The sequence below is a fragment of the Nocardioides sp. Z40_12 genome, from assembly GCF_058215795.1.
The window spans coordinates 12334-35581 of sequence record NZ_JBZAJA010000005.1 but is presented as its reverse complement, the minus strand read 5'-3'; the positions used below and the strand labels follow the sequence as shown (position 1 = coordinate 35581).

The 23248-nt window shown below is 74.0% G+C and carries 20 protein-coding genes; 13 read left to right on the top strand and 7 right to left on the bottom strand.

Annotated elements, in window-relative coordinates; genetic code table 11:
* Window positions 1–36 precede the first annotated feature (36 nt).
* Entirely contained in the window at window positions 37–1032 is a 996-nt protein-coding gene (locus tag AC4BG9_RS10805) for a hypothetical protein (protein WP_490571107.1), read from the top strand.
* Window positions 1033–1103: 71 nt separating this feature from the next.
* On the opposite strand, the gene AC4BG9_RS10800 is transcribed toward AC4BG9_RS10805, so the two are convergent.
* Window positions 1104–2165, bottom strand: a complete 1062-nt coding sequence (locus AC4BG9_RS10800; RefSeq protein WP_490571106.1) for a GTP pyrophosphokinase — start codon at window positions 2163–2165, stop codon at window positions 1104–1106.
* Window positions 2166–2414: 249 nt separating this feature from the next.
* On the opposite strand from AC4BG9_RS10800, the gene AC4BG9_RS10795 reads away from it, so the two are divergent.
* Together AC4BG9_RS10795 and AC4BG9_RS10790 are read left to right on the top strand one after the other, a co-directional pair.
* Entirely contained in the window at window positions 2415–3272 is an 858-nt protein-coding gene (locus tag AC4BG9_RS10795) for a calcium-binding protein (RefSeq protein ID WP_490571105.1), read from the top strand.
* A 79-nt stretch (window positions 3273–3351) separates the two neighbouring features.
* Complete coding sequence (locus AC4BG9_RS10790) at window positions 3352–3999, top strand: hypothetical protein (protein WP_490571104.1); 648 nt, start codon at window positions 3352–3354, stop codon at window positions 3997–3999.
* A gap of 421 nt (window positions 4000–4420) precedes the next feature.
* On the opposite strand, the gene AC4BG9_RS10785 is transcribed toward AC4BG9_RS10790, so the two are convergent.
* On the bottom strand, window positions 4421–5011 hold the full coding sequence (locus tag AC4BG9_RS10785; RefSeq protein WP_490571103.1) for a mismatch-specific DNA-glycosylase: 591 nt from the start codon (window positions 5009–5011) through the stop codon (window positions 4421–4423).
* 82 nt (window positions 5012–5093) lie between these two features.
* On the opposite strand from AC4BG9_RS10785, the gene AC4BG9_RS10780 reads away from it, so the two are divergent.
* Window positions 5094–5693 carry a hypothetical protein gene (locus AC4BG9_RS10780; protein ID WP_490571102.1) on the top strand — a complete coding sequence of 200 codons (600 nt, stop codon included), beginning with the start codon at window positions 5094–5096 and terminating at the stop codon, window positions 5691–5693.
* 15 nt (window positions 5694–5708) lie between these two features.
* Here the strand turns inward: AC4BG9_RS10780 and AC4BG9_RS10775 are convergent, their stop codons facing one another.
* Complete coding sequence (locus tag AC4BG9_RS10775; protein ID WP_490571101.1) at window positions 5709–7007, bottom strand: phosphodiester glycosidase family protein; 1299 nt, start codon at window positions 7005–7007, stop codon at window positions 5709–5711.
* A gap of 19 nt (window positions 7008–7026) precedes the next feature.
* On the opposite strand from AC4BG9_RS10775, the gene AC4BG9_RS10770 reads away from it, so the two are divergent.
* The gene (locus AC4BG9_RS10770; protein WP_490571100.1) at window positions 7027–8214 is read left to right on the top strand and encodes a site-specific DNA-methyltransferase; all 1188 of its coding nucleotides are present in this window, start codon (window positions 7027–7029) and stop codon (window positions 8212–8214) included.
* A gap of 6 nt (window positions 8215–8220) precedes the next feature.
* Here AC4BG9_RS10770 and AC4BG9_RS10765 read toward each other — a convergent pair whose 3' ends face one another.
* Complete coding sequence (locus tag AC4BG9_RS10765) at window positions 8221–9651, bottom strand: WS/DGAT/MGAT family O-acyltransferase (protein WP_490571099.1); 1431 nt, start codon at window positions 9649–9651, stop codon at window positions 8221–8223.
* Between the two features lie 61 nt (window positions 9652–9712).
* Window positions 9713–10843, bottom strand: a complete 1131-nt coding sequence (locus AC4BG9_RS10760) for a glutamate--cysteine ligase (protein WP_490571098.1) — start codon at window positions 10841–10843, stop codon at window positions 9713–9715.
* Window positions 10844–10896: 53 nt separating this feature from the next.
* On the opposite strand from AC4BG9_RS10760, the gene AC4BG9_RS10755 reads away from it, so the two are divergent.
* Window positions 10897–12237 carry a threonine/serine exporter family protein gene (locus tag AC4BG9_RS10755; RefSeq protein WP_490571097.1) on the top strand — a complete coding sequence of 447 codons (1341 nt, stop codon included), beginning with the start codon at window positions 10897–10899 and terminating at the stop codon, window positions 12235–12237.
* Between the two features lie 25 nt (window positions 12238–12262).
* On the opposite strand, the gene AC4BG9_RS10750 is transcribed toward AC4BG9_RS10755, so the two are convergent.
* Complete coding sequence (locus AC4BG9_RS10750) at window positions 12263–13105, bottom strand: SDR family NAD(P)-dependent oxidoreductase (RefSeq protein WP_490571096.1); 843 nt, start codon at window positions 13103–13105, stop codon at window positions 12263–12265.
* 63 nt (window positions 13106–13168) lie between these two features.
* On the opposite strand from AC4BG9_RS10750, the gene AC4BG9_RS10745 reads away from it, so the two are divergent.
* The 7 genes from AC4BG9_RS10745 to AC4BG9_RS10715 all read left to right on the top strand — a co-directional run bounded on the left by AC4BG9_RS10745 (window position 13169) and on the right by AC4BG9_RS10715 (window position 21894).
* Complete coding sequence (locus AC4BG9_RS10745) at window positions 13169–13609, top strand: pyridoxamine 5'-phosphate oxidase family protein (RefSeq protein WP_490571095.1); 441 nt, start codon at window positions 13169–13171, stop codon at window positions 13607–13609.
* A gap of 139 nt (window positions 13610–13748) precedes the next feature.
* Window positions 13749–14276, top strand: a complete 528-nt coding sequence (locus AC4BG9_RS10740) for a SigE family RNA polymerase sigma factor (protein ID WP_490571094.1) — start codon at window positions 13749–13751, stop codon at window positions 14274–14276.
* The gene (locus AC4BG9_RS10735) at window positions 14276–15118 is read left to right on the top strand and encodes a hypothetical protein (protein ID WP_490571093.1); all 843 of its coding nucleotides are present in this window, start codon (window positions 14276–14278) and stop codon (window positions 15116–15118) included. Before AC4BG9_RS10740 ends, AC4BG9_RS10735 begins: the two co-directional genes overlap by 1 nt.
* A 130-nt stretch (window positions 15119–15248) precedes the next feature.
* Entirely contained in the window at window positions 15249–19136 is a 3888-nt protein-coding gene (hrpA, locus tag AC4BG9_RS10730; protein ID WP_490571366.1) for an ATP-dependent RNA helicase HrpA, read from the top strand.
* Window positions 19137–19190: 54 nt separating this feature from the next.
* Entirely contained in the window at window positions 19191–19793 is a 603-nt protein-coding gene (locus tag AC4BG9_RS10725) for a hypothetical protein (RefSeq protein WP_490571092.1), read from the top strand.
* Between the two features lie 148 nt (window positions 19794–19941).
* Entirely contained in the window at window positions 19942–20427 is a 486-nt protein-coding gene (locus AC4BG9_RS10720; RefSeq protein ID WP_490571091.1) for a type II toxin-antitoxin system PemK/MazF family toxin, read from the top strand.
* Window positions 20428–20520: 93 nt separating this feature from the next.
* Entirely contained in the window at window positions 20521–21894 is a 1374-nt protein-coding gene (locus AC4BG9_RS10715; protein ID WP_490571090.1) for a sugar ABC transporter substrate-binding protein, read from the top strand.
* A gap of 19 nt (window positions 21895–21913) precedes the next feature.
* Here the strand turns inward: AC4BG9_RS10715 and AC4BG9_RS10710 are convergent, their stop codons facing one another.
* Entirely contained in the window at window positions 21914–23233 is a 1320-nt protein-coding gene (locus AC4BG9_RS10710; protein WP_490571089.1) for an HRDC domain-containing protein, read from the bottom strand.
* Between the last annotated feature and the right edge of the window lie 15 nt (window positions 23234–23248).

The following is a 23248-nucleotide window of genomic DNA, read 5'->3' as shown; positions in this document are numbered from 1 at the left end:
CCATGCCGAGGAGCACAACGGGGTATAGGAGACACCATGGACCCACGCAAAGCACTCGCCCAGGTGGCCCGGCGCACGACTGGCCTCGTCACCCGCCCGCAGGAGACCGTCCAGGAGATCGTCGACGACGTCAAGGACGTCGTCGGGACCGGCGTCGGCCTGGCCGGTCAGGTCGTGGGGGGCGCAGTCGCCCGCGCCGGCCAGCTGCTGGAGCGTGGGGACGCGCAGGGCGGCGTGAGCTGGCCCGTGGACTCGCCGCGCGTCACGCCCAGCGAGCCGCCGTCGGCGGCGCCCGACGAGGCGCCCGCCAAAGCACCCGTGAAGCAGACCGAGACGGCCGCGCCGCACGGTGACCCGCTCGCCCCCCGCGAGGCCTACGCGCCGGTGAAGGCCAAGCCGGCCAAGAAGGCGCCCGCCGCCAAGCCGGCTGCCAGGAAGGCGCCGGCCGCCACGCCTGCCGCTGAGCCCGCCGCCAAGCCCGCCGCCAAGAAGGCGCCGGCCGCCACGCCTGCCGCTGAGCCTGCCGCCAAGCCCGCCGCCAAGAAGGCGCCCGCGGCGAAGGCTCCCGCCGAGAAGGTCCCGGCGGCGAAGAAGGCTCCGGCCGCGAAGAAGGCGCCGGCGGCGAAGGCTCCCGCCGAGAAGGTCCCGGCGGCGAAGAAGGCGCCGGCGGCCAAGACCGCCGGCCCCGGCGCCAAGCTCCCGAGCCGCAAGGCCGCGGAGCGGAAGGTCGCCGAGGGCACCCCGGCGCCGGCGGCCATCGCCCAGGTGGCCGCCGCCTCCGACGTGGACACCAGCGTGCCGGTCGCCGCCGAGCCGGCCGCCACGACGCCCGCGTCGGGGACCGCGAGCGCCACCACGGCCGAGAAGGCGTCCGCCGCGACGGCCCCGGCCAAGAAGGCGTCGGCGAAGCAGGCCCCGGCCAAGAAGGCGTCGGCGAAGAAGGTCCCGGCGAAGAAGACCCCGGCCGCCAAGACACCGACTGAGAAGACCCCGGCCAGCCCGGCCGACCAGCTGCCGCTCTCCGACGCCTGAGCGAAGGCCCGACCCGCGCCGGAAGGCGACGCCTGCCGGGTGCGGCTCCCTCGTGAGCCGCACCCGGCAGCTCAGCGTCCGGGCTCCTCCTGGTCGACCAGCTTCGCCAGCCGGGCTCGCAGCTGCGGCACCCGGTGCGCGTTGCCGGTGAGGGCGACGTACCGCTCGCCGAAGATGGCCAGCAGCGCGTCGTCGAGGCGGCGCACGGCTCCCGCGGGGTAGCGGTAGCCCATCCGGCGGATCACCGCCTCCGGGTCGACGGACGTCAGCAGCGCCGCGAGCTCGTCGAGCGAGGTCACCCCCAGCTCCAGCAGCAGTCCCGCGATCCACCCGTAGTGGTCGGTGTGGGACCACCCGGCGTCGGCGTACTGGCCGGCCAGGAAGGCGGCCAGCTCCTGCCCGCTGATCCGGGGGTCGCTGGGGTCGGCGTCGGCGAGCCGGGTCTGCCCGGAGCCCTGCAGCCTGGCGCGGATCGCCGAGAACTCCTGGTCGGCCAGCTCCAGCAGGCCCGCCGCCAGGGTGAAACGGCGGTCGAGGTCGGGGGCGTGCTCCTCCGGCACGGTGCCCTTGTAGCGGATGTCGTGCTCGAACTCGGCCCAGGCGTGCTGGAGCACCGTGCGGACCTGGATGCTGGCGCGCAGTCCCGCCAGGTCGGTGAAGCTCTCCGGGCCGGGCTCGCCGACCGCGACCAGGAGGTGGCGGCTGGAGTAGCCGAACCGGCCCTCCCGGGCGGTCTCCAGACCCAGGTCACGGTCGTCGACCACGACCAGCTGGTCGTCGAAGACGTCGGCGACCGCCGCCACGTCGCTGTGCACGTAGGTGATGACGCGGACGCCGACCTGGTCGGTGATCTCGCTCAGCGGGTCGGCGTACTCCGGCTGCCCGTCGACCTGTCGCGCCGCCTTGGCCGCGAAGGAGGCCACGCTCTTGGTCCGCCCGTCCACCGAGAGGTAGTTGATCCCGGCCTCGTCGAGCAGGGAGGTGACCAGCTCGACGAAGCGCTGCGTCGGACCCAGCAGACCGGGTTGCATGGCGGCATAACGGCGCACCGCCTCCCGGACCGGTGCCTCAGGAGGCGCTGGGGCCGCGGGGGTGCCCGGCGGGTCGTCGGCGGGAGGGGGAAGGTCGGACATGGGAGAAGCCTGCCAGTCATGGGACGGGACGGGGGCGGAAGAGGTGGTGGATCGGGTGTTCCTCAGTTTCCCTCACCCCCTTTTGGAATAATTGACGCGCACGCCGCCGGTCCAGTTCCCGCGCGGTCCGCTTCGAGACACAGGAGGCCCACCATCCGACGCTCTTTCGTCTTCCTTCCGCTCCTTCTGCTGATCCTCGGCCTCGCCGCCCCCGCTGTCGCGGCCAAGAAGGCGACCAAGGGTGATGACTTGCTCACCGGCAACCGCAAGCCCAACGTCATCAAGGCGCTCGCCGGGGACGACATCATCAAGGGCCGAGGCGGCGCCGACCGCCTCTACGGACACCCGGGCAACGACACCATCTTCGGCGGCCCCGGCAAGGACCAGCTCGACGGCAACGCCGGGGACGACCTCCTCCACGGGGAGGGGGGCGTCGACCGGCTCAACGGTCACGCCGGCAACGACCAGGCGTGGGGTGGGCTCGGGAACGACACGATCCTGATGCACAACGGCGACGACTCGGCCTGGGGTGAGGCCGGGGACGACGTCGTCGACGGCATGGTCGGCAACGACACCCTCGACGGCGGGGACGGCCGCGACAGCATCTCCGGCGGTCCCGACAACGACGTCATCTACGGCGGGCCCGGCGACGACAACCTCCGTCGCGGCACCCGCGTGGGCGGACTGATGGGCGCCCAGGGCGACGACAAGGTCTACGGCGACGACGGCAACGACCACGTCTCCGGGGCCGTGGGCAACGACTTCCTCGACGGTGGCGCCGGCAACGACGAGCTGGACGGCGGCGACGGCAACGACGTCCTCATCGACGGCGCGGGCGACGACCGGGGCACCGCCGACGAGGGCAACGACATCATCTTCCTCGGCAGCGGCTCGGACGAGTTCTACTCCGAGGAGGGCGACGACATCTTCTACGTCCTCAACGACGGCGACTACGACCAGATCTACTGCCAGGAGGGCTACGACCAGGTGATCTACATCGGGTCGATCGACCCCCGCGACAAGATCGGGCTGGTCAACAAGTACGACGGCAAGGACTGCGAGTCGGTGACCGTCGTCGACGTCCCGCCCTTCGGCTGGCCGTACTGACCCGGACGGGCCCGGCCGTACGGACCTGGCACGATCGCGTGGGGGCCCCGATGACCCCGGCACCACTACCGTCGAACCCATGGCGCGCGCACGTTTCGTCGGACAGATCGCCGGGGTCGGCACCACCAGCGGGCTGCGTGCCGTCGTCGGCCGATGGCGGGAGTCGCCGCTGGGGGCCTTCGCCGACGTGATGGTGGAGACGGCCGAGGGCCACCGGGTCCTGCTGGCTCCCACCCGCGAGGTCGCCGACCTGGTCGCCGGCACCTACCTCTTCGACGAGGTCCGGGTGGAGCCGGTCGAGGTCGAGGCGGGGCGGGTGGCGAGCGGCTTCGGGATGCCCGCCGGGCGGGAGCGCTGGCAGGTGCGGACGCCGTCGTTGGAGCTCGTCTGCGGCATCGGCCGGCGGACCGTGCTGGGGCACGCGCTGCGCCTGGTGCCGAGGCCGCTGGCCACCGCGCCCGGCTGGTCGCGGGTCACCGACCCGCTCGCCCGGTTGCTGCTGCCCGGCGTACGGACCCGCGGGACCGCCGGCCGGGGCCGCCGCGAGTACTACGGGGCAACCGACGTGCACGCGCTCGACTCGGCCGCCGGGCGCTTCGACGGCGTACGCCTGGGGTCGCTGACCGCCCTGGACCCGCCGTGCCGCTTCGGGTTCAGCTCGGCGCCCCGGCGTCCGGTGCTGACCGACGTGGTGACCACGATCGACGACGTCGGCCCCAAGGGCTGAGCGCACCCCTGCCCCCCGCCCCGCCCCCGGACGTCATCACGAGCGGTCGTCCGAGGCACCACCCACGATGACGTCCGGCAGCCGTCCGGCAGGTCTCCTTGGGACGTCATCGCGAGCGGTCGTTCGGGGCGCCGTTGGTGATGACGTCCGACAGCCCCCGGGGGACGTCATCGTCTGTGGTCGTTCGGGGCGCCGTTGGTGATGACGTCCGGCAGGCCCCCGGGGACGTCATCGTCAGTGGTCGTTCGGGGCGCCGTTGGTGATGACGTCCGGAGCCCCCTTGGGAGGTCATCGCGAGCGGTCGTTCGGGGCGCCGTTGGTGATGACGTCCGGCAGGCCCCGGGGGGACGTCATCGCGAGTGGTCGTTCGGGGCGCCGTTGGTGATGACGTCCGGGGGCCCCGCGGGTGCGGCAGGGCCGGTCAGGGGCCCGTGTCCGCGCCGGGTGGGAGCAGGCCGGCGGCGCGGGCGGGGGCGGCGTACGCCTCGGCGAGGGTGCTCACGGTCTGGTGCGCGTTGAGGCCCGACGGGTTGGGCAGCACCCAGAGCTCGGACCCGGCGAAGGGCTCCGGCTGGCGGCCGGTGACCGCCTTGCGGTCGCCGAAGGCCTGCCGGTAGGCGGTGATGCCGAGGACGGCCACGACGCGGGGCCGCACCCGGGCCACCAGCTGCTCCAGCCGGGCGCCTCCGGCGGCCAGCTCGGCCGGGGTCAGCTCGTCGGCCCGCGCCGTCGCCCGCGGCACCAGGTTGGTGATGCCGAGGCCGCGGGCGCGCAGGTGGTCCCGGTCGTCGTCGGTCATCCCGGCGGCCGGGTCGATGCGCCGCTCGAGGATGCCCGACAGGTACAGGGCAGGGTAGAACCGGTTGGCCGGGTGGGCGAAGTGGGTCTGCGTCGCCGCGGTCCACAGGCCCGGGTTGATGCCGACGAAGAGCAGGCGGACGTCGGGCCCGAGCAGGTCGGGCACCTCGGTGTCGCGGAACGCCTCGAGCTCCGCGCGGGTGAATCGAGCCATGTCCCGCAGGGTAGCCAGGGCGCGTAACGGGTACGTGGCGGCCCCGGGCCCGCGGCCGCCGCCCGGGCAGGAGGTGTCACGGGTGCCACAGGTGCGAGCGAGTACGGCGGCCGTCCGCGTCCTGTCCGGCCTCGTCGCGGCGGGCGTGCTCATGCTCGTGGCCGGGTGCGGCGGTGACACGGACGGCCGCGAGGGCGGCGCCGACCCGTCGTCCCCCGCCGCCACGCCGACGCCGACGGCCACGCCCACGCCGACGCCGACTGCCACGCCGACGACCGGGGGCGGCGCCCCGGAGGGTGCGGTGGCGTACCGGCCCCTCGTGGAGGTCACCGGGAGCGACACCGGCAGCGGCCCCGGCAGCGGCTCCCTGGTGCTCCTGCCCGACGTGGCAGCGCAGGAGGCGTGGCTGGTGCAGTTCACCTCGGCGCGGTTCCGCGACGACCTCGACCGGGCGCTGGAGGAGGCGCGGCAGGAGCTGCGCGCCGGGGAGGCGCTGCTGGGCGCCGTGCTGGCGGTCGGTTGCGAGGCGCCGGAGCGCTGGTCCCTGCGACGCGAGGACGGCGAGCTGCGCGTCCGGGTCCGGATGCCCAAGCAGACCGTGCAGTGCCTGGTGCCGATGACGACGGTCGCGCTGCTCGCCGTCGACGGGGAACAGGCGCGAGGGGTGGCCGGCCCCGTCTGAGGGGCCGGCCCGCCCTCAGCTGAAGGGGGTGGAGAAGACCGCCAGGCCGTTGGGGACCTTGCGCTGGGTGCCGTCCGAGGGCGTGTTGAGCACGGCGAGCTGTCCCAGGTCGGTGTGGCCGACCATGGTGGTGGAGCCGCCGCCGTCGAGGTTGAGTGCGTTCTCGGCGCCCAGGGCCTGCATCATGTTGGCCAGCTCGACCATCGTGTACCCGCGGCTGTGCGCCTGCCGGCCGTCGACGGTGAGGAAGAAGACCTTGTGGCCGTCCTCGTCGATGCCGACCGCGGTGCGGGGGTGCATCAGCTGGTCGTTGATGACCACGCGCTGGTTGTCGAGCAGCAGCGGCCGGTCACCCGAGATGGCGACTGTCGGCGAGCCCTTGACCCGCCACTTCAGGCCCAGACGCTCGCCGCGCTTGAGCTTCTTGAGCAGCGCGGCGCCCTTGCCGCGCCCGACCAGCAGCTTGCCCTGGATCTTCTTCCCGCGGGTCAGGCCGTAGCGGTTGGAGACGACCCGGCCGTTCTTGATGATCACCTGGCGGGCCCGCTTCTGCCCGTCGGTGACCGAGTAGCCGCTGGTCTTGCCCCACTTGGGGGTGTAGAGGCCGATGCCGCCCTTGGGCACGAGGGGGGAGTTGAAGCCCGAGAAGGTGATGTTGGGTCGCTTGCCGTTGCGGAACTTCCCGACGAACGGCAGGTCGCCCACCCGGGGCCGGCCGGCCTTGTCCACCCAGAAGCTGCTGTTCCACCCCGAGGCGGGGGCGTGGCGCAGGCCGCCCTTGCGGGCCTTGCCCACACCCAGCGGGGCGCCGGTGTCGCCGATGTCGAAGAAGTCGCCGTTGATGGCGGCCACGGCACCCGACTGCTTGGCCATCCACTCCACCGACGTGCCGTCGGCGACCTTGTCGGTGGAGACCAGGTCGAAGGTGTTGCCCGGGTTGGCGATGTCGATGGTGAGCAGCTGGAAGCGCACGGTCTGGGGGATGTTCGCCCCGCGGGGCTCGAGCTGGTCCCAGGTGCGGTAGTCGATGCCGGGAGCCATGCTCCAGCCGGTCTCGGAGATCACGGTGGCCGGGGCGCGGCGACCGGCCGGCAGCGGCTCGGCCACCCAGCCGGCCTTGCCGTCGCTGGCGTGGCGCGGCTGGTGGTCGGTGCCGGTCCCCGGGGCGCGGTCGCCGCCCGGGGCTGCGGCGGGGGTCGGGGTGGCGGCGGTCGGCGCGGTGAGGGCCAGTACGCAGGCGCCGGTGGCGAGGCCGGCGACGGCCGCCGAGGCGGCACGGCGAGCGGGGGCAGGCGGTCGTGTGAAGGAGGGCATGCTCTCCAGAGTAGGACGGATGAGCACTAATGTGGCGGACGTGGCGACCTGGAACGCGTTCGTCGAGGGGGACAACCTCGAGGTGCTGGCCTCGCTCGGCACCGGCTCGATCGATCTCGTCTACGCCGACCCGCCGTACAACACCGGCAACGACTTCGCCTACGCGGACCGCTTCCGGACCGCCGACGGCGGCCGCGCCGGGCGCCACGAGGCGTGGCTGGCGATGATGCGGCCCCGCCTGGAGGAGGTACGCCGCGTGCTCGACCCCGGTGGCGCCGTCTTCGTCAGCATCGACGACAACGAGGCGGCCAGGCTGCGGCTGCTGATGGACGACGTCTTCGGCGAGCAGAACTTCCTGGCCCAGGTGGTGGTCAACCTCAACCCCAAGGGACGACAGCTGGGGGGCGGCTTCGCCACCGACCACGAGTACCTGCTGGTCTTCGCCCGCGACGCCCGTGCCTGCCGGCTGGACGCCTCGACCTCCCACAGCGTGGTCGCCGCCGACTTCCCCGAGGTCGCCGAGGACGGCCGCCGCTTCCGGCACCTGCCGCTGCGCAACACCAACAAGAAGTTCAACCCGCTGACGGCCCCGACGCTGCACTTCCCGGTCTACGGCGACCCCGAGGGCGGGCGGGTGGCGCTGGAGCCCTTCCCGGGAGCCGTGGAGGTGCACCCGGTCTTCGGCGACGGCACGGCCGCGGTCTGGCGCTGGTCGCGGCCGTTGATCGGGTCGCGGCCCGACGACCTGGTCTGCCGGCGGATCAAGGGCCAGCGGGGTCCGCGGGTCGACGTCTTCCAGCGCGACTGGCTGGAGCGGCCCGGGGGGCGCCGCAAGAAGCTGCGCACCATCTGGCACGCCGAGGAGGTCGGCTCCACCGACTCCGCGGTCGCCGAGCTCAAGGCGCTGGTGGGCCACGTCTTCGAGTCGCCGAAGCCGACCGGCCTGCTGCGCCGGATCCTGCACACGATGCCGGCCGACGCCCGGGTGCTCGACCCCTTCGCGGGCAGCGGCACCACCGGCCACGCGGTCGCGCTGGCCAACCTGGAGGACGGGGGCACCCGGCAGTGCCTCTCGGTCAACTCCGCCGAGCCCACCCGGCCGGGCTCCAACGCCGACCTGGCCGGCTTCGGGACGGTCGCCGACATCACCCGGGCCCGCCTGCGCGCAGTCGCCGAGCAGCTCGGCGGCGGCCTCGAGGAGCGGTAGGGCGGCTCAGAGGCCGACGGCCTCCTCGAGCAGCGCCAGCTCATCGTCCAGGAACGGCAGCATCTGCTGCAGGCGCGGCACCGCGCGCCGGCAGCCGGTGAGGCCGAAGCACATCTTGCCGTCGTAGGAGGTGCAGGTGATGTTGAGCGAAGCGCCCGGGATCGGGATGGAGGCCGGGTAGTTGCCCAGCAGCCGGGCGCCGTTGAAGTACTTGGCCTGCCGGGGGCCGGGCACGTTGCTCACGATCACGTTGTACGGCGGACGCGTGAGCCCGCTGGCTCCCCAGATCGCCGGGAGCATCGCCTGGAGCTGGCCCAGCCCGCTCATCGCCACGATCTGCAGCGGCGTCATCGAGGCCAGCGCCGCCTTGCCCGCCTTCATCGACTCGTGGACCGCGCGGAGCCGGCCGGCGGGGTCGGCGATCTCCGTGCCCATCCGGACCATCACCGCGCCGACGGCGTTCCCCCCGTCGGCGGACGGGCGGTGTGACTCCTTCGCCTTGAGCCCGACCGGGACCATGGCCACCAGGCTCTGCCGCGGCAGCTCGTCGTGCTGGAGCAGGTAGCGGCGCAGCGTGCCCGAGGTCATCGCGACCACCACGTCGTTGATCGTGGTCCCGCTGGACCGGGCGACCGCGTGCAGCCGCTCCACCGGCCAGTCCTGGGCCGCGAAGCGCCGGGCTCCGGTGAACTCCCGGTCGAGCATCGTCCGGGGGGAGTGGAGCGAGAGCGTGGAGGGCTGGTCCCGCACCGACCGGGACAGGGTGCGGACCAGCGCGCCGGGCATCCCGGCCGCCTCGGCGAGCAGGCCGAGCGCCGAGCGCACGGCGGTGACGGGCACGTGTGCGAGGTCTGCGCCGCCGACCGGGCTCCGGGAGGCCCCGTCGACCGCGCCCCGGGAGGCCCCGTCGACCAGCGCCGGGTGGAGCGCCCAGGGAGCGAGCATCCCGCGCTCCTCGGGGTCGTCGCTGAGCACCACGTTGAGCAGCCGGATCGCGGAGACGCCGTCCATCAGCGCGTGGTGGATCTTGTGGTAGATCGCCACCCGGCCGTCGTTCAGGCCCTCGATCACGTGCGACTCCCACAGCGGCCGCTCCCAGGGCAGCCGCGTGGAGTGCAGGCGGCTCACCAGCTCGAGCAGCTCCCGGCCCCCGCCCGGGCGGGGCAGGGCGCTGTGCCGCACGTGGTGCTCGATGTCGAAGGCCCCGTCGGTCTCCCAGACCAGCTGGCCCCCCGTCCGCACGGAGCGGTGCGGGTGGCGCAGGTAGAGCGGCGACATCTCGGGGACGGTGCGCAGCTGGGTCACCAGCTCGCGTTCGTAGCCGTCGTCGGCGTCCTCGGGACGGGCGAAGAGGTGGAGCCCACCGACGTGCATCGGCATCTGACGGCTCTCCACCATCAGGAATCCGAGGGACGTGGGGTCCGGGAGTGTGGCCACGGCCCGAGGATGGCAGGCCGAGGGTGCCGCGTCCAGGGATCCGGCCAAGCCGGCGACCCGGTCAGGCGAGCGAGTTGCGCAGCTCGCCGACCACCGAGTCGACGACCGCCACCAGGTCGCCGCCCGACTCGTGGGCCACCGCGCGTTGGCGCTGGTAGGAGGCGCCGCGGGTGGGGATGTCGGCGACCCGCCGCAGCTCGTCGGAGCAGCCGAGCCGTCGGGCGACCGGCTCGAGGCGCTCCAGCAGGTCGGCCAGGTCGTCGGTGACCAGGCGCTCGCGGGAGTCGCCGTCGAGGATGATGATCGCGTCGAGGCCGTAGCGGGCCGCGCGCCACTTGTTCTCCTGCACGTGCCACGGCGGCATCGTGCTGACCTGCTCGCCCGCGGCGATCCGGGTGTCGAGGTCGACCACCAGGCAGTGCATGAGGGCGGTGAGGGCGCCGAGCTCGTCGAGGGTGGAGACCCCGTCGCAGACCCGGTTCTCCAGGGTGCCGAGCTTGGGGGCCGGGCGGATGTCCCAGCGCACCTCGTCGAGCTCGGAGATGACCCCGGTGGTCAGCTGGTCGTGGGCGAACGCCTCGAACTCCTCCCAGCGCTGGAACTGGAAGGGCAGCCCGGCGGTGGGGAGCTGCTGGAACATCAGGGCCCGGTTCGAGGCGTAGCCGGTGTCCTGGCCCGCCCAGACCGGCGAGGAGGCCGAGAGGGCCAGCAGGTGGGGGTAGGAGTTGAGGAGCCCGGTGAGCACCGGCATCACCCGATCCCGCTCGGGGAGCCCGACGTGCACGTGGACGCCCCAGATCAGCATCTGCCGGCCCCACCACTGGGTGCGGTTGATCAGCTCCTCGTAGCGGTGGCCCTCGGTGATCTGCTGGGCCGACCAGCTCGCGAAGGGGTGTGCCCCGGCGCCGAAGAGGTCGACACCCAGCTCGTCGCCCGCCTTGGCGACCACCCCGAGGGTCTCGCGCAGCTGCCCCATCGCCTCCGGGACGTCGTGGCAGATCCCGGTGACGGCCTCCACGGTGTTGCGGAGCAGCTCCTGGTGCAGCCGCTCCGGGTGGGGCAGACGGGGCACCGCCAGCTCGAAGAGGTCGGCGGCGGCGCTGACGAGGTCCCGCGACTCCGTGTCGACCAGGGCCAGCTCCCACTCCACCCCCAACGTGGGGGCCGGGGAGGCGTGGAAGTCGATGCGCACGGCGTCAGCCTAGGGGGCGGGTGCCCGGGGCGTCGCGAGTGCCGCGTGACAGCATGACGACCGTGCCTGACCAGAACAACGAGGTTGACGTCAAGGAGCTCAACCTGACGATCGACCTGTGCCTGCGGATCGGCGAGATGCTGCTCGCCAACGGGGCCGGGGCCGCGGACGTGACCGCGACGATGGGCGCGGTCGCCCACCACCTCGGACTGCGGCACACCGACATCGACGTGACCTTCACCCAGGTCTCGATGGGCCACCAGTACGACGCGGCGATGCCGTCGCTGGTGATGCTGCGGCAGGTCAAGCAGCGCGACATCGACTACGAGGACCTCACCCAGGTCGACCACCTGGTCCGCGACCTGCTCTCGGGCAAGCTCGACCTCTACCTGGCGCGCAACCGGATGGCGACGATCGTCTCGGTCGGCCACAACCGCCCGCGCTGGGCGGTCACGCTGGCCACCGGGGTGATGTGCGCCTCGGTCGCGCTCTTCCTCGGCGGTGGCCCGGCGGTGGTCGCGATCGCCTTCGTGGCGGCGTCCTGCATCGACCGGGTGCAGCTCTTCCTGAGCCGCCGGCGGCTGCCGACCTTCTACCTCCAGGTGGCCGGCGGGGTGGTGGCCACCCTCTTCGCCGTGGGGGCTGCCGCCTCCGGCTTCGACGTCGACCCCTCGCTGGTCGTCACGGCCAACATCATCATGCTGCTCGCCGGGATCGGCTTCATGGGTGCGCTGCAGGACGCGCTCTCCGGCTTCTACGTCACCGCGGGCGCACGGATCATCGAGGCGCTCCTGGCCACCGCGGGGATCATCGCGGGGGTCAGCGGCGGACTGACCCTCGGTGAGCTGCTCGGCGTCGACGTGGGCCAGCTGGAGCCCGGACGCTCCGGCTGGCAGGACATCGGGGTGCTGGCGGTGGGGGCGGCACTCTGCGCGGCCTCCTTCGCCTACTCGGCCTACTCGCCGAAGCGGATCCTGCTGCCGATCGCGGTGGTCGCCGGCGCTGCCGCGGCCATCTTCCGGGTGATCGACGACGCCGGGCTCGGGCGCACCTGGGCGGCGGCCACGGCGGCGTTCGCGATCGGCCTCGTCGCCTACGCGGTGGCGGGCCGGGTCCGGGTGCCGCCGCTGGTGGTGGTGGTCTCCGCGATCGTCCCGCTGCTGCCCGGGCTCTCGATCTATCGCGGGCTCTCGCTGCTGGCCGAGGGCGGCGACGCGATCTCGCAGGGCCTGCTCGCGATGGTCACCGCAGCCTCGGTGGCGATCGCGCTGGCCTCCGGGGTGATCCTCGGGGAGTACGTCGCCCAGCCGGTGAAGCGGGAGGCGCGCAAGCTCGAGCAGCGGCTCGCCGGTCCGCGGCTGGTGGGTGTCTTCAGGGCCCGCTCGAAGCGCTGAGCCCCCCGGGTGGCGAGCCCGGTCGTCAGACGACCTTGGTGCGGGCCGGCAGCGCCCGCCGCGCGACCCGGGCCACCAGGTCCTGGTAGCGCGCGCCGGTGGTCTTGGCCAGGTGGTGCAGCGCGTGCGCGTCGGCCCCGACCAGCACCCGGGCCTTGCCGGCCAGCACGCCCTTGACGATCACCCGCGCCGCCTCCTCGGGCTCGGTGCGCGCCAGCTGCTTGTCGAAGAAGTCGGCGGTGCGCTGCTTGTCGTCGGGGTCGGCGACCCGGGCGTTGCGGGCGATCGCGGTCCTGATCCCGCCGGGGTGGACGACGGTCACGCCGACCGGGTGCCCGGCGACGATCATCTCCTCGCGCAGCGCCTCGGACATGCCCCGCACCGCGTACTTCGAGGCGCAGTACATGCTCTGGCCCGGCATCGAGACGAGGCCGAAGAGCGAGGAGAGGTTGACCACGTGCCCGTCGCCCGAGGCGATCAGGTGGGGCAGGAAGGCCTTGGTCCCGTGGACGACGCCCCAGAAGTTGATCCCCATGATCCACTCCATGTCGGTGGGCTCCAGGTCGGTGAAGTCCCCGGCCAGCGCGACTCCGGCGTTGTTGACGATCATGTTGACCCGGCCGAAGTATGCGGCGACCTCGTCGGCGTACGTCGCGAACGCGGCACGGTCGGCGACGTCGAGCCGGTCGACCCTGACCTCCCGTGCCCCGGCGGCCCGGGCACGCTCGGCCGTCTCGGCCAGCCCGGTCTCGTCCACGTCGGAGAGGGCGAGCAGGGCGCCGCGCCCCGCCGCCTCCAGGGCGAGCGCCCGTCCGATCCCCGACGCGGCTCCGGTGATGGCGACGACCTTGGCGTCCAGTGTCCTCATGGCGGCGAGCGTAGCGGTGCGGGACCTCTCGCCGCGGGGAACGAGCCGTGCCACCATGGGGGCATGGACGAGGTGGCCGAGCTCTCGCTCGACGAGTGCCGTGCGCTGCTGCGCGCCGACGTGGTCGGGCGGGTCGCGTTCACCACGCCGCACGGGCCGCGGATCGTGCCGGTCAACTACACCGTGAACGACGGGGTGCTGGAGATCCGCACCACCTCCTACTCCGAGCTGGCCACCCACGGCCCCGGCGCCACCGTGGCGTTCGAGATCGACCACCTCGACCGCGAGATGCGGAGCGGGTGGAGCGTCGTCGTGCTGGGGCTCTGCGAGCGGGTGCTGGACCCCTCGGCCGCCGTCTTCGACCCGCCTGCGCACCTTCCCGCGCCGTGGGCCGGAGGCAACCGTTCGCTGCTGCTGAGCATCACCGCCCAGGACGTGACGGGGCGCAGGGTCGGGGCCGAGGACTGGTCGCACCCGACGGTCGCGGACGTGCCCGGCGCCTGAGCGCCGCCTGGCGACGGCCGATCCGCCGCGCCCCGCCCGCCCGCGCCGCCCTCGGGGGATCCGGGGTGATCGGCGCGCCGGGCCAACCCCTCGCCCCTGCGCCCCGTTAGGAAGGTGACAGGCAGGCGACAGGAGGACCATGGGCGAGCTGCGGGACCAGGAGTTCACCGACTTCGTGGTGGCCCAGCGTGCCCGCCTGCACCGCACGGCGTACCTGCTCTGCGGGGACGCCCACCGGGCCGAAGACCTCGTGCAGGTGGCGCTCGCCAAGCTCTACGTCGCCTGGCCGCGGGTGTCGCGGATGGAGTCGCCGGAGGCCTACGCCCGTCGCACCGTGGTCAACGCCCACCTCGACGAGACCAGGCGTCCCTGGCGACGCGAGCGGCCCTCGCCCGACGCCGAGCTCGACGGCTCCGACCGTGCCGCCCGCTCCGACCGTGCCGCCCGCCCGCACCGGGTGGAGGAGGACGACGCGCTCTGGCGGGCCCTGCGCGCGCTGGCCCCGGGCCAGCGCAGGGTGGTCGTGCTGCGTCACTACTGGGGGCTCTCGGTGGAGGAGACGGCACGCGACCTCGGGGTCGGCGTCGGCACAGTCAAGAGCCAGACCTCGGCGGCCCTCGCGCACCTGCGCGTGGCGCTCGCCCCTGCCGCGAACGGAGAGCACTGATGGACGAGCACGCCCTCATGGAGCGCGAGCTGGACCGGCTGGCGCAGCGGGCCGAGCCTTCGCTGCCGGCGGCGGTGGCGGCCGCGGGCGACCTGGCACGCGGTCGTCGCCGGCTGCGCCGTCGCCGTCTGGCCCTCACCGCGGGCTCGGCCGCGGCGGTGCTGGCCGTCGCGGTCTCGGTCCCGGCCCTGGCGGGCGTCTGGGGCCCCGCCGACCCCGATCCTGCCCGGAGCCCCAGCGTCGCGACCGAGCCCTCGGCCGCGCCGACCCCAGGGACTCCGACCGAGACCGCGACTGCGGAACCGGAGTCGGGGGAGGGATCCGGCGCCCCCGGCGACTTCGCCCCGACCCTGCAGGCGTGGCACGCGGTGCTCGCCGAGCACCTGGACCCGGAGCGGGCACACCTGGGGACGGGCGCCGGGCCGCACCCCAACCTCCAGACCAGCACCGGGGCCGCCGGCGAGCTCCGTTCGCTGGGCTCGAAGTTCGACTGGCGGGTCGAGGGGCAGTCCGGTCTGGGGATGCTCCAGGTGGAGGTGGCGCTGAGCCGGGAGGACGTGGTCTGGCCCTGCGACGTGGTCCCGGAGGAGACGGTCTGTCGTTCGCTCCGGGCTCCCGGACTGCGCGCGGCCCAGGAGGCGCTGCTCGCGCCCGGCGTGACCGGGCGGGCGGTGATGGCGGTCCACCAGGACGGGAGCACGGTGGTGGTCACCTACGAGCCGCTCTTCGGCAACAGCTCGCAGGTGCCGGTTCGCACCGAGCCGCCGCCGACCGGGGCGCTCCTGGCCGCGGCCTCCGACCCGAGGCTGACGCTGGACGGCGTCCCGGCGCCCGCGCCCTGAGCGGCGCACCCGGACCGCTGGCGCGTGCCCGGCACACCTGCCGGGCACAATGGTGCCCACCATGCCCAGCAGCGATCCCGTCAGCGGACCCGGGGACCGGCCCGACGCGGAGCCCGGCCCCGGTGACCTGATGATCACCTACCCCGCCGAGCTCCCGGTCTCGCAGCGCCGCGACGACATCGCCGAGGCGATCCGGGACCACCAGGTGGTGATCGTGGCCGGCGAGACCGGCTCGGGCAAGACCACCCAGCTGCCCAAGATCTGTCTCGAGCTGGGTCGGGGCCGGCGCGACGAGGACGGCCGCGGCGGCCTGATCGGCCACACCCAGCCCAGGCGGATCGCGGCCCGCTCGGTGGCGGAGCGGATCGCGGAGGAGCTGGGCACCGAGCTGGGCGACCTGGTCGGCTACCAGGTGCGGTTCACCGCCCGGACCTCGGCGTCCTCGCGGGTCAAGCTGATGACCGACGGGATCCTGCTCGCCGAGCTCCAGCGCGACCGGATGCTGCGCCGCTACGACACGATCATCATCGACGAGGCCCACGAGCGCAGCCTCAACATCGACTTCCTGCTCGGCTACCTCAAGCGGCTGCTGCCCCGCCGTCCCGACCTGAAGGTGATCGTCACCTCGGCCACCATCGACGTGGACCGGTTCGCCGAGCACTTCGCCGACTCCCGGGGCCGGCCGGCGCCGGTGATCGAGGTCTCGGGGCGGACCTGGCCGGTCGAGGTCCGCTACCGCGCCCTGCGCGAGCTGCCCGAGGCCGACGAGGAGGGGGAGCCGGTCACCCGCGACCAGACCGAGGCGATCCTCGACGCCGTCCGCGAGCTCTCCCGGGAGGGCCCGGGCGACGTGCTGGTCTTCCTGCCCGGCGAGCGCGAGATCCGCGACACCGCCGAGGCGCTGGAGGCGCTGGGCTCCGACCGGCTCGAGATCGTCCCGCTCTACTCGCGGCTCTCCGCCGCCGAGCAGCACCGGGTCTTCTCCAGCCACCCCTCGACCGTGCGCCGGGTCGTGCTGGCCACCAACGTCGCCGAGACCTCGCTGACCGTCCCCGGCATCCGCTACGTGGTGGACACCGGCGTCGCCCGGATCTCGCGCTACTCGGCGCGGACCAAGGTGCAGCGCCTGCCGATCGAGCCGATCAGCCAGGCGTCGGCCAACCAGCGCTCGGGCCGGTGCGGTCGGGTCGCGGAGGGGATCGCGATCCGGCTCTACTCCGAGGAGGACTTCGAGTCCCGTCCGGAGTTCACCGACGCCGAGATCCTGCGCACCAACCTCGCCTCGGTGATCCTGCAGATGACCTCGCTGGGCCTGGGCGACCTGGCTCGGTTCCCCTTCGTGGACCCGCCGGACCAGCGCAACATCACCGCCGGGATCCAGCTGCTGGAGGAGCTGGGCGCGCTCGGGTCGTCCGAGGGTGCGCAGCCCCCCGCCGACGCGCAACGTCATCGCGAGCGGTCGCCGGCGAAGCCGGCCGCGATGACGTCCCGCAGGAGGCGGGGCGGGGAGCAGTCCGGCCCACGGCTGACCAAGCTCGGTCAGCGGCTCGCCCGGCTGCCGATCGACCCGCGCCTGGGGCGGATGGTGCTGGAGGCCGAGCGTCTGGGGTGCGTGCGGGAGGTCATCGTGATCGCCGCCGCGCTCTCGCTGCAGGACCCGCGCGAGCGGCCGGCCGACAAGCAGGCCCAGGCCGACCAGCTGCACGCCCGCTTCAAGGACAAGTCGTCGGACTTCCTGACCTGGCTCAACCTGTGGCGCCACCTCAAGGAGCAGCAGCGCGAGCTCTCCTCCAGCGCCTTCCGCCGGATGTGCCGCCGGGAGTTCCTCAACTACCTGCGGGTCCGGGAGTGGCAGGACTTCGAGTCGCAGCTGCGCCAGGTCTGCAAGGAGATGAAGATCGACGTCGGCCAGCCCGCCGACACCCCCGACGCCGACGGCATCCACCAGGCACTCCTCTCCGGCCTGCTCTCCCACATCGGCGCCCTGGAGGAGCGGGAGAAGCCGCGCCCCGGAGCGTCGGGCCGCCGTCCCATGCGCGAGTACGTCGGGGCCCGCGGCGCCCGGTTCGCGATCTTCCCCGGCTCGGTGCTCAAGGGCAGCAGCCCGGCCTTCCTGATGGCCGGGGAGCTGGTCGAGACCAGCCGCCTGTGGGCGCGGCAGAACGCCGCGATCAAGCCGGAGTGGGCCGAGCGGCTGGGGGCCCACCTGGTCAAGCGGTCCTACAGCGAGCCGCACTGGTCCAAGAAGCGCGCGGCGGTGACGGCGCTGGAGAAGGTGACGCTCTACGGGGTCCCGCTGGTCGCCGACCGGCCGGTCAACTACGGCCGGATCGACCCGGCTGTCTCCCGCGAGCTCTTCATCCGCCACGCCCTGGTCCAGGGGGAGTGGGCCGAGCTCACCTCCGGGCGGTACCGCTTCTACACCCACAACATGGAGCTGCTCGCGGAGGCCGAGGAGCTCGAGCACCGCGCCCGCCGCCGCGACCTGGTGGTCGACGAGCACACCCTCTTCGACTTCTACGACGCCCGCGTTCCGGCCGACGTGGTCAGCGGCGCGCACTTCGCCCAGTGGTGGAAGAAGGAGCGACGCGAGCGGCCCGACCTGCTCACCTTCGACCTCGACATGCTCACCCACGACACCGTGGCCGAGGTGGAGGCCGCCGACTTCCCGACGCAGTGGGAGGGCGACCACCTGACCTTCCCGATCAGCTACCACTTCGAGCCGGGCGCCGCCGACGACGGCCTCACCATCGACGTGCCGGTGGCGACCCTCAACCAGGTCGACGTCGACGACTTCTCCTGGCTGGTGCCGGGGCTGCGCGAGGAGCTGGTCACCCACCTGATCCGCAGCCTGCCCAAGAACCTGCGGGTCTCCTTCGTGCCCGCCCCCAACACCGCCCGGGACTTCCTCGCCGCGGTGCCGCCGGGGGAGGAGCCGCTGCTCGACGCCCTGGAGCGCTACCTGCGCGCGGCCACCGGGGTGCACGTGCCGCGCGAGGCGTGGGACTGGGAGAAGGTGCCGGCGCACCTGCGGCCCACCTTCCGGGTCGTCACCGAGGACGGCGTCGAGGCCGCCCGAGGCAAGGACCTGGAGGCCCTCAAGGCCCCGCTGCGCCCGGCCTTCGCGGCGGCGGTGGCCGAGGTTGCCCAGGACACCGGGATGACGGCGACCGGGCAGACCGACTGGACCTTCGGCACCCTGGAGGAGTCCTTCAGCCAGCGCCGGGCCGGCCACGAGGTACGGGGCTTCCCGGCGCTCGACGACGAGGGGACCAGCGTCGGGCTCGGCGTCTACGGGTCGGCCGACGAGGCGGCGGCGCGGCACCGGCTCGGCGTACGCCGGCTCCTGCTGCTCGCCCTGCCGGGCTCCGCGGCGGCGCTCGAGGGGCTCTCCAACACCGAGAAGCTCGGTCTCGCGGCCTCGCCGTACCCGAGCGTCGCCGAGCTGCTGGAGGACCTGCGCGCCGCCGTGCTGACCGACGTCGTCGACGCCCACCCGCCGGTGCGCGACCGCGCCGCGTTCGAGGCGCTGCTCGCCGCGGCCGGCCGCGACCTGGAGTCGGCGGTCCGCGCCGGGATCCACGACGTGATCAAGGTGCTGGCGGCCTGGCGCGCCTGCGACAAGGCGCTCTCCGGCCGCGCCGACCTGCACACGCTGCCGGCGCTGACCGACATGCGGGGCCAGCTTGAGCGCCTGGTCCACCGCGGCTTCCTGGGCGAGGCCGGGATGCGCCAGCTGCGTCACTACCCCCGCTACCTGGCCGCGCTCGAGCACCGCCGCGACAAGCTGGCCGGCCAGGTCGCCCGCGACCGGCAGCTGATGGAGCAGGTCGCGCACGTGCAGGCCGCCTACCTGCACCAGGTCGACGCCCTGCCCCCCGGACGCCCCCCGGGCGAGGCGCTGCGGAAGGTGCGCTGGCTGCTCGAGGAGTACCGGGTCTCGCTGTGGGCCCAGCAGCTCGGCACCGCCCAGCCGGTCTCCGACCAGCGCCTGCGCAAGGCGCTCGCCGCCACCTGAGTCCGCCCGGGCGGGGATCGGTCCGGCCACCGCCACGGACGTACGCTGACGGGCATGGCCGAGCGACCCCACCACCGTCCGATGATGCCGGGGGACAAGCTCTTCGCCGAGATCGAGGCGGGGGCGGACCCGCTGCTCATGCAGGAGGCCGCGGACCGCGCCGCCGCGCTGCTGGTGCGGGGTGCCCGCGCCTCCGGCGACGCCTCGGTCGCCGAGCGGGTGGTCCACCTGGCCGACACCGAAGGGCTGGAGGTGCTGGCCGAGCTGTGGTCGGGCTCGCCGGTCGACTCGCTGGCCGGGGCACTGTGGCGCCTCTACCTCCTCCGCTCGTGGGTGCACGCCGCGCCGCGGGAGGTGGCGGAGCAGTTCGAGGCGGGCCGCGCGGCGGCGCCGTTCGCGCGGGTGGTGGCCGGGGTGGCCGACCCGCCGGGGGTGGAGCAGCTCAAGGCGATGGTCGACCAGGTGCTGCGCGGGATCTCCGGTGGCGACTTCGCCGACGTCCTGCACCGGGCGGCGGCCTTCGCCCACGTGGTGGCGGTGGGCCGGGCGACCCTGGCCGAGCCCGAGGCGCGGCACGACGCGGCCGCGCGGATGCTGACCCTGGCCGAGCAGCTCGAGGCGGCGGCCCACCTGGAGATGCGCGGCGAGCTGGCCTGAGCGGCGCGGCCGCCCTGGTCCTGCGACTACAATGGGACGTGGTGGTGCGCCGGATCGTGGCAGCCCCGGGTCCCAAAATAAGCCGCTACGAGCGGCCACGCGCCGTGAGGCGCTCCCGGTCCGGCGCACCCCGCCTAGCATGAGCCGCATGGGACTCCTCCGTCGCGCGCTCGGCGTGCTCTCGTCGCGGCCCGCCACCCGCCGGCCCGCCACCCGGCCGGCCGTCCCCCGCCGTCCCGCCACCGACCGTCCGGTCGTGGAGTACGCCGCCCGGGCCGACGGGGCGCCCGACCCGGGCGAGGTGGTGTGGGGCTGGGTCCCCTACGAGGACGACCCGTCCCAGGGCAAGGACCGCCCGGTGCTGCTGCTGGCCCACCACGAGGGCGACTGGCTGGGGCTGATGCTCAGCAGCAAGGACCACGACCTGGACGCCGAGGACGAGGCCAGGTGGGGGCGCCACTGGATGGACGTCGGGGCCGGCGGCTGGGACCGGCAGCGACGCTCCAGCGAGGTGCGTCTGGACCGGCTGCTCCGCCTCGACGAGACCGCCATCCGCCGGGAGGGGGCGGCCGTGGACAGGTCGGTCTTCGAGGCGGTCGTGGCGCAGGCGCGCAAGTTCCACGACGTGCTCTGAGGCGCCCACCGGCCGCTCGATAAGGTGGCCGCGCGCCACCGGCGCGGGTGGCTCACCCCCGGCCGCCCTCCTCGCCCCTCAGGAGACCCGTCGATGCCGTTCCGCCGTCCCGCCCTGGTGACCGCCACCCTGCTGTCCCTGGCGCTGGTCGCGGCCGGCTGCTCCGACGACGAGCCGGCCCCGCCCGGTCCCTCCGCGTCCGCCTCGCCGACCACGCCCGAGCCGCCCCGCGCGCCCACGCCCCTCTCGCTGGGCGTCTACGGCAGCGAGGCGGAACTGGCGGCCTGGTCGACGGTGACCGACGAGTTCAACGCCGGCTACGGCAGCGACACGACCCTGGTGGAGTGGAAGGACCACGACTCCGCGGTGGAGGCGATCGCCGGGGGCGAGGTCCCCGACGTCTTCATGGTCGATCGCCAGGACCTCGACCAGCTGATCGGCGAGGGGCTGACCCGTCCCGTCAGCGAGCTGCTCGACGAGCGCGGGGTCGACTTCGGTGACGACTTCTCCCGCGACGCGGTCGAGTCCTTCAGCCTCGACGGCGAGCTGCAGTGCATGGCCTACTCCATCTCGCCGATGGTGATGTTCCTCAACACCGACCTGATCGACTTCGACAAGATGGAACGGCGCGAGCTCGACGTCCCCTACCGCTGGGACCGGTGGACGCTGGCGGAGTTCGAGGCCGCCGCCGACTTCGCGGCGCGGCCGGGCCGGGGGACCAGCGGCTTCCACATCGACGCCACCATCCGCGGGCTCGCCCCCTTCATCCAGTCCGGCGGCGGCTCGGTCTTCGACGACGACCAGGACCCGACCTCGCTGAGCTTCGCCGACGACGACAGCCGGGCGGCGCTGGAGCAGGCGTTGGCCGTGCTCCGCGACGCGAGCCTGACGCTGACCGACGAGCAGCTGGAGAAGCGCTCCGCGCTGGACTGGTTCCGCCGCGGCAAGCTCGGCATGATCGCCGGCTACCGCGACCTGGTCCCCGAGCTGCGGGAGGTGAAGGGTCTCAACTTCAACGTCATGGCGATGCCGACGCTCGAGACCGCGAGCACCGTCGGCGAGGTCACCGGACTGTGCATCTCGGCGCGGACCAAGAGCCCCGGGGCCGCTGCCGACCTGGTCGCCTACGCCGTCGGCGAGAGCGCGATGGCCCGGGTGACGCGCGCCGGGGCGATCGTGCCCGCCAACCTGGCCGTGGCCGCCTCCGACGACTTCCTCCAGCCCGGCCGGCAGCCCTCGCGCAGCCGGGTCTTCAACACCGCGGTGCGCGGGATGGCCATCGAGCCGCTCCTGGAGTCGTGGCCCGACCTGGAGCAGGCGGTCGCACCGCTGCTGCAGACGTTGCTCACCGAGCCCGGTGACCTCGACCTGGAGGCGGTGACCGAGGAGATCGACGAGACCTCGCGCGTGGTCCTCTCCGCCGAGGCGGCCGAGACCGAGGAGCCGGGCGGCGACGACGAGGAGTGACCCGGGCGGCGGGACCGGCTCAGGCCGGCTCCGCTCCCTGCTCCTCCGGCTCCGGCTCGACGTCGCCGGCGAGCACGGCCTCGACCAGGGGGTCGAGCACCAGGTCGACCTGCCAGGGGCGGACCCCCAGCCCGGCGAGCTGGTCGGCCAGCGTGGCGGCCAGCGCTCCCGGCTCGCGGGTGGCCGGGGGAGACCACATGGCACGGCGCACCGGGTCGGGGCTGATCAGGTTCTCCACGGGGAGCCCGAGCCGGTCCGCGAGCGCCTTGGTCGCCTCCCGGGCGGCCTTGAAGCGCCGGTCGGCGGCCGGGTCGCGGTCGGCCCAGGCGCGGGGGTGCGGGGGACCGTCGCTGCGCGCCGTGCGGGTGGGCAGCTCCGACTCCGGCATCGTCCGCACCTGGTCGAGCACCGCGATCCACCGGTTGGCGTAGCGGTCGGCGCCGCGGCCGTGGAACCCGGGCGTCTGGAGCAGGGCCCGCCGGTCGGTGGGCATGGCGGCGGCGGCGGCGACCAGGGCGGAGTCCGGGATGATCCGGCTCGGGGTGACGTCGCGCTGGCGCGCGATCTCGTCGCGGGCCTCCCACAGCGCCCGGGCGGCCCCCAGTGCGCGGCGCCCGCGCAGCTTGTTGAGCCCCGAGACCCGGCGCCAGGCCTCGACCCGGACGGCCGGCTGGAAGCCGGTGAGGTGCGCGAACTCCTGGCGCGCCCACTCGTCCTTGCCCTGGGCGACGAGCTCGGCGGCCATGTGGTCGCGCAGCTCGACGAGCACCTCGACGTCGAGCGCGGCGTACTCGAGCCAGGACCGGGGCAGCGGCCGGGTCGACCAGTCGGCCGAGGAGTGCTCCTTGCGCATCCTCAGCCCGAGGATCTGCTCCACCAGGGTGGCCAGCCCGACGCGTGGGTAGCCGAGGAGGCGCCCCGCCAGCTCGGTGTCGAAGAGGTTGACCGGCTCCAGGCCGACCTCGCGCAGGCAGGGGATGTCCTGGGTGGCCGCGTGCAGGATCCACTCCTCGTCGCCCAGCGCGTCGGCCAGCTGGGGGAGGCGGGAGCCGAAGGGGATGGGGTCGATCAGCCAGGTGCCGGAGTCGCCGCGGCGCAGCTGGATCAGGTAGGCGCGGTTGGAGTAGCGGTAGCCGGAGGCCCGCTCGGCGTCGAGGGCGACCGGTCCCGTGGCCGCCGCCAGCGCCGCGCAGGCACGGGCGAGCGCCTCGGGGGTCTCGACCACGTCGGGTACGCCGTCACGCAGGGTGAGCAGCGGGGCCGGCGGGGCCTCGGGCTGGTCGTCGGGGCCGGCCGTCTCGCGGGGCTCGTCCGGGCTGGCCTGGGAGGGGTCCGGCACGGACCTCTCCTGCGG

Excerpts from the sequence above, each read along its gene's own strand:
- AC4BG9_RS10775 (WP_490571101.1), bottom strand. The coding sequence starts at position 7,007 with ATGCCCTCCTTCACACGACCGCCTGCCCCCGCTCGCCGTGCCGCCTCG.
- AC4BG9_RS10715 (WP_490571090.1), top strand. The coding sequence starts at position 20,521 with ATGCCGTTCCGCCGTCCCGCCCTGGTGACCGCCACCCTGCTGTCCCTG.
- AC4BG9_RS10800 (WP_490571106.1), bottom strand. The coding sequence starts at position 2,165 with ATGTCCGACCTTCCCCCTCCCGCCGACGACCCGCCGGGCACCCCCGCG.
- AC4BG9_RS10740 (WP_490571094.1), top strand. The coding sequence starts at position 13,749 with ATGGGCGAGCTGCGGGACCAGGAGTTCACCGACTTCGTGGTGGCCCAG.
- hrpA (WP_490571366.1), top strand. The coding sequence starts at position 15,249 with ATGATCACCTACCCCGCCGAGCTCCCGGTCTCGCAGCGCCGCGACGAC.
- AC4BG9_RS10785 (WP_490571103.1), bottom strand. The coding sequence starts at position 5,011 with ATGGCTCGATTCACCCGCGCGGAGCTCGAGGCGTTCCGCGACACCGAG.
- AC4BG9_RS10735 (WP_490571093.1), top strand. The coding sequence starts at position 14,276 with ATGGACGAGCACGCCCTCATGGAGCGCGAGCTGGACCGGCTGGCGCAG.
- AC4BG9_RS10750 (WP_490571096.1), bottom strand. The coding sequence starts at position 13,105 with ATGAGGACACTGGACGCCAAGGTCGTCGCCATCACCGGAGCCGCGTCG.
- AC4BG9_RS10755 (WP_490571097.1), top strand. The coding sequence starts at position 10,897 with ATGACGACCGTGCCTGACCAGAACAACGAGGTTGACGTCAAGGAGCTC.
- AC4BG9_RS10770 (WP_490571100.1), top strand. The coding sequence starts at position 7,027 with ATGAGCACTAATGTGGCGGACGTGGCGACCTGGAACGCGTTCGTCGAG.
- AC4BG9_RS10790 (WP_490571104.1), top strand. The coding sequence starts at position 3,352 with ATGGCGCGCGCACGTTTCGTCGGACAGATCGCCGGGGTCGGCACCACC.
- AC4BG9_RS10725 (WP_490571092.1), top strand. The coding sequence starts at position 19,191 with ATGGCCGAGCGACCCCACCACCGTCCGATGATGCCGGGGGACAAGCTC.
- AC4BG9_RS10720 (WP_490571091.1), top strand. The coding sequence starts at position 19,942 with ATGGGACTCCTCCGTCGCGCGCTCGGCGTGCTCTCGTCGCGGCCCGCC.
- AC4BG9_RS10745 (WP_490571095.1), top strand. The coding sequence starts at position 13,169 with ATGGACGAGGTGGCCGAGCTCTCGCTCGACGAGTGCCGTGCGCTGCTG.
- AC4BG9_RS10805 (WP_490571107.1), top strand. The coding sequence starts at position 37 with ATGGACCCACGCAAAGCACTCGCCCAGGTGGCCCGGCGCACGACTGGC.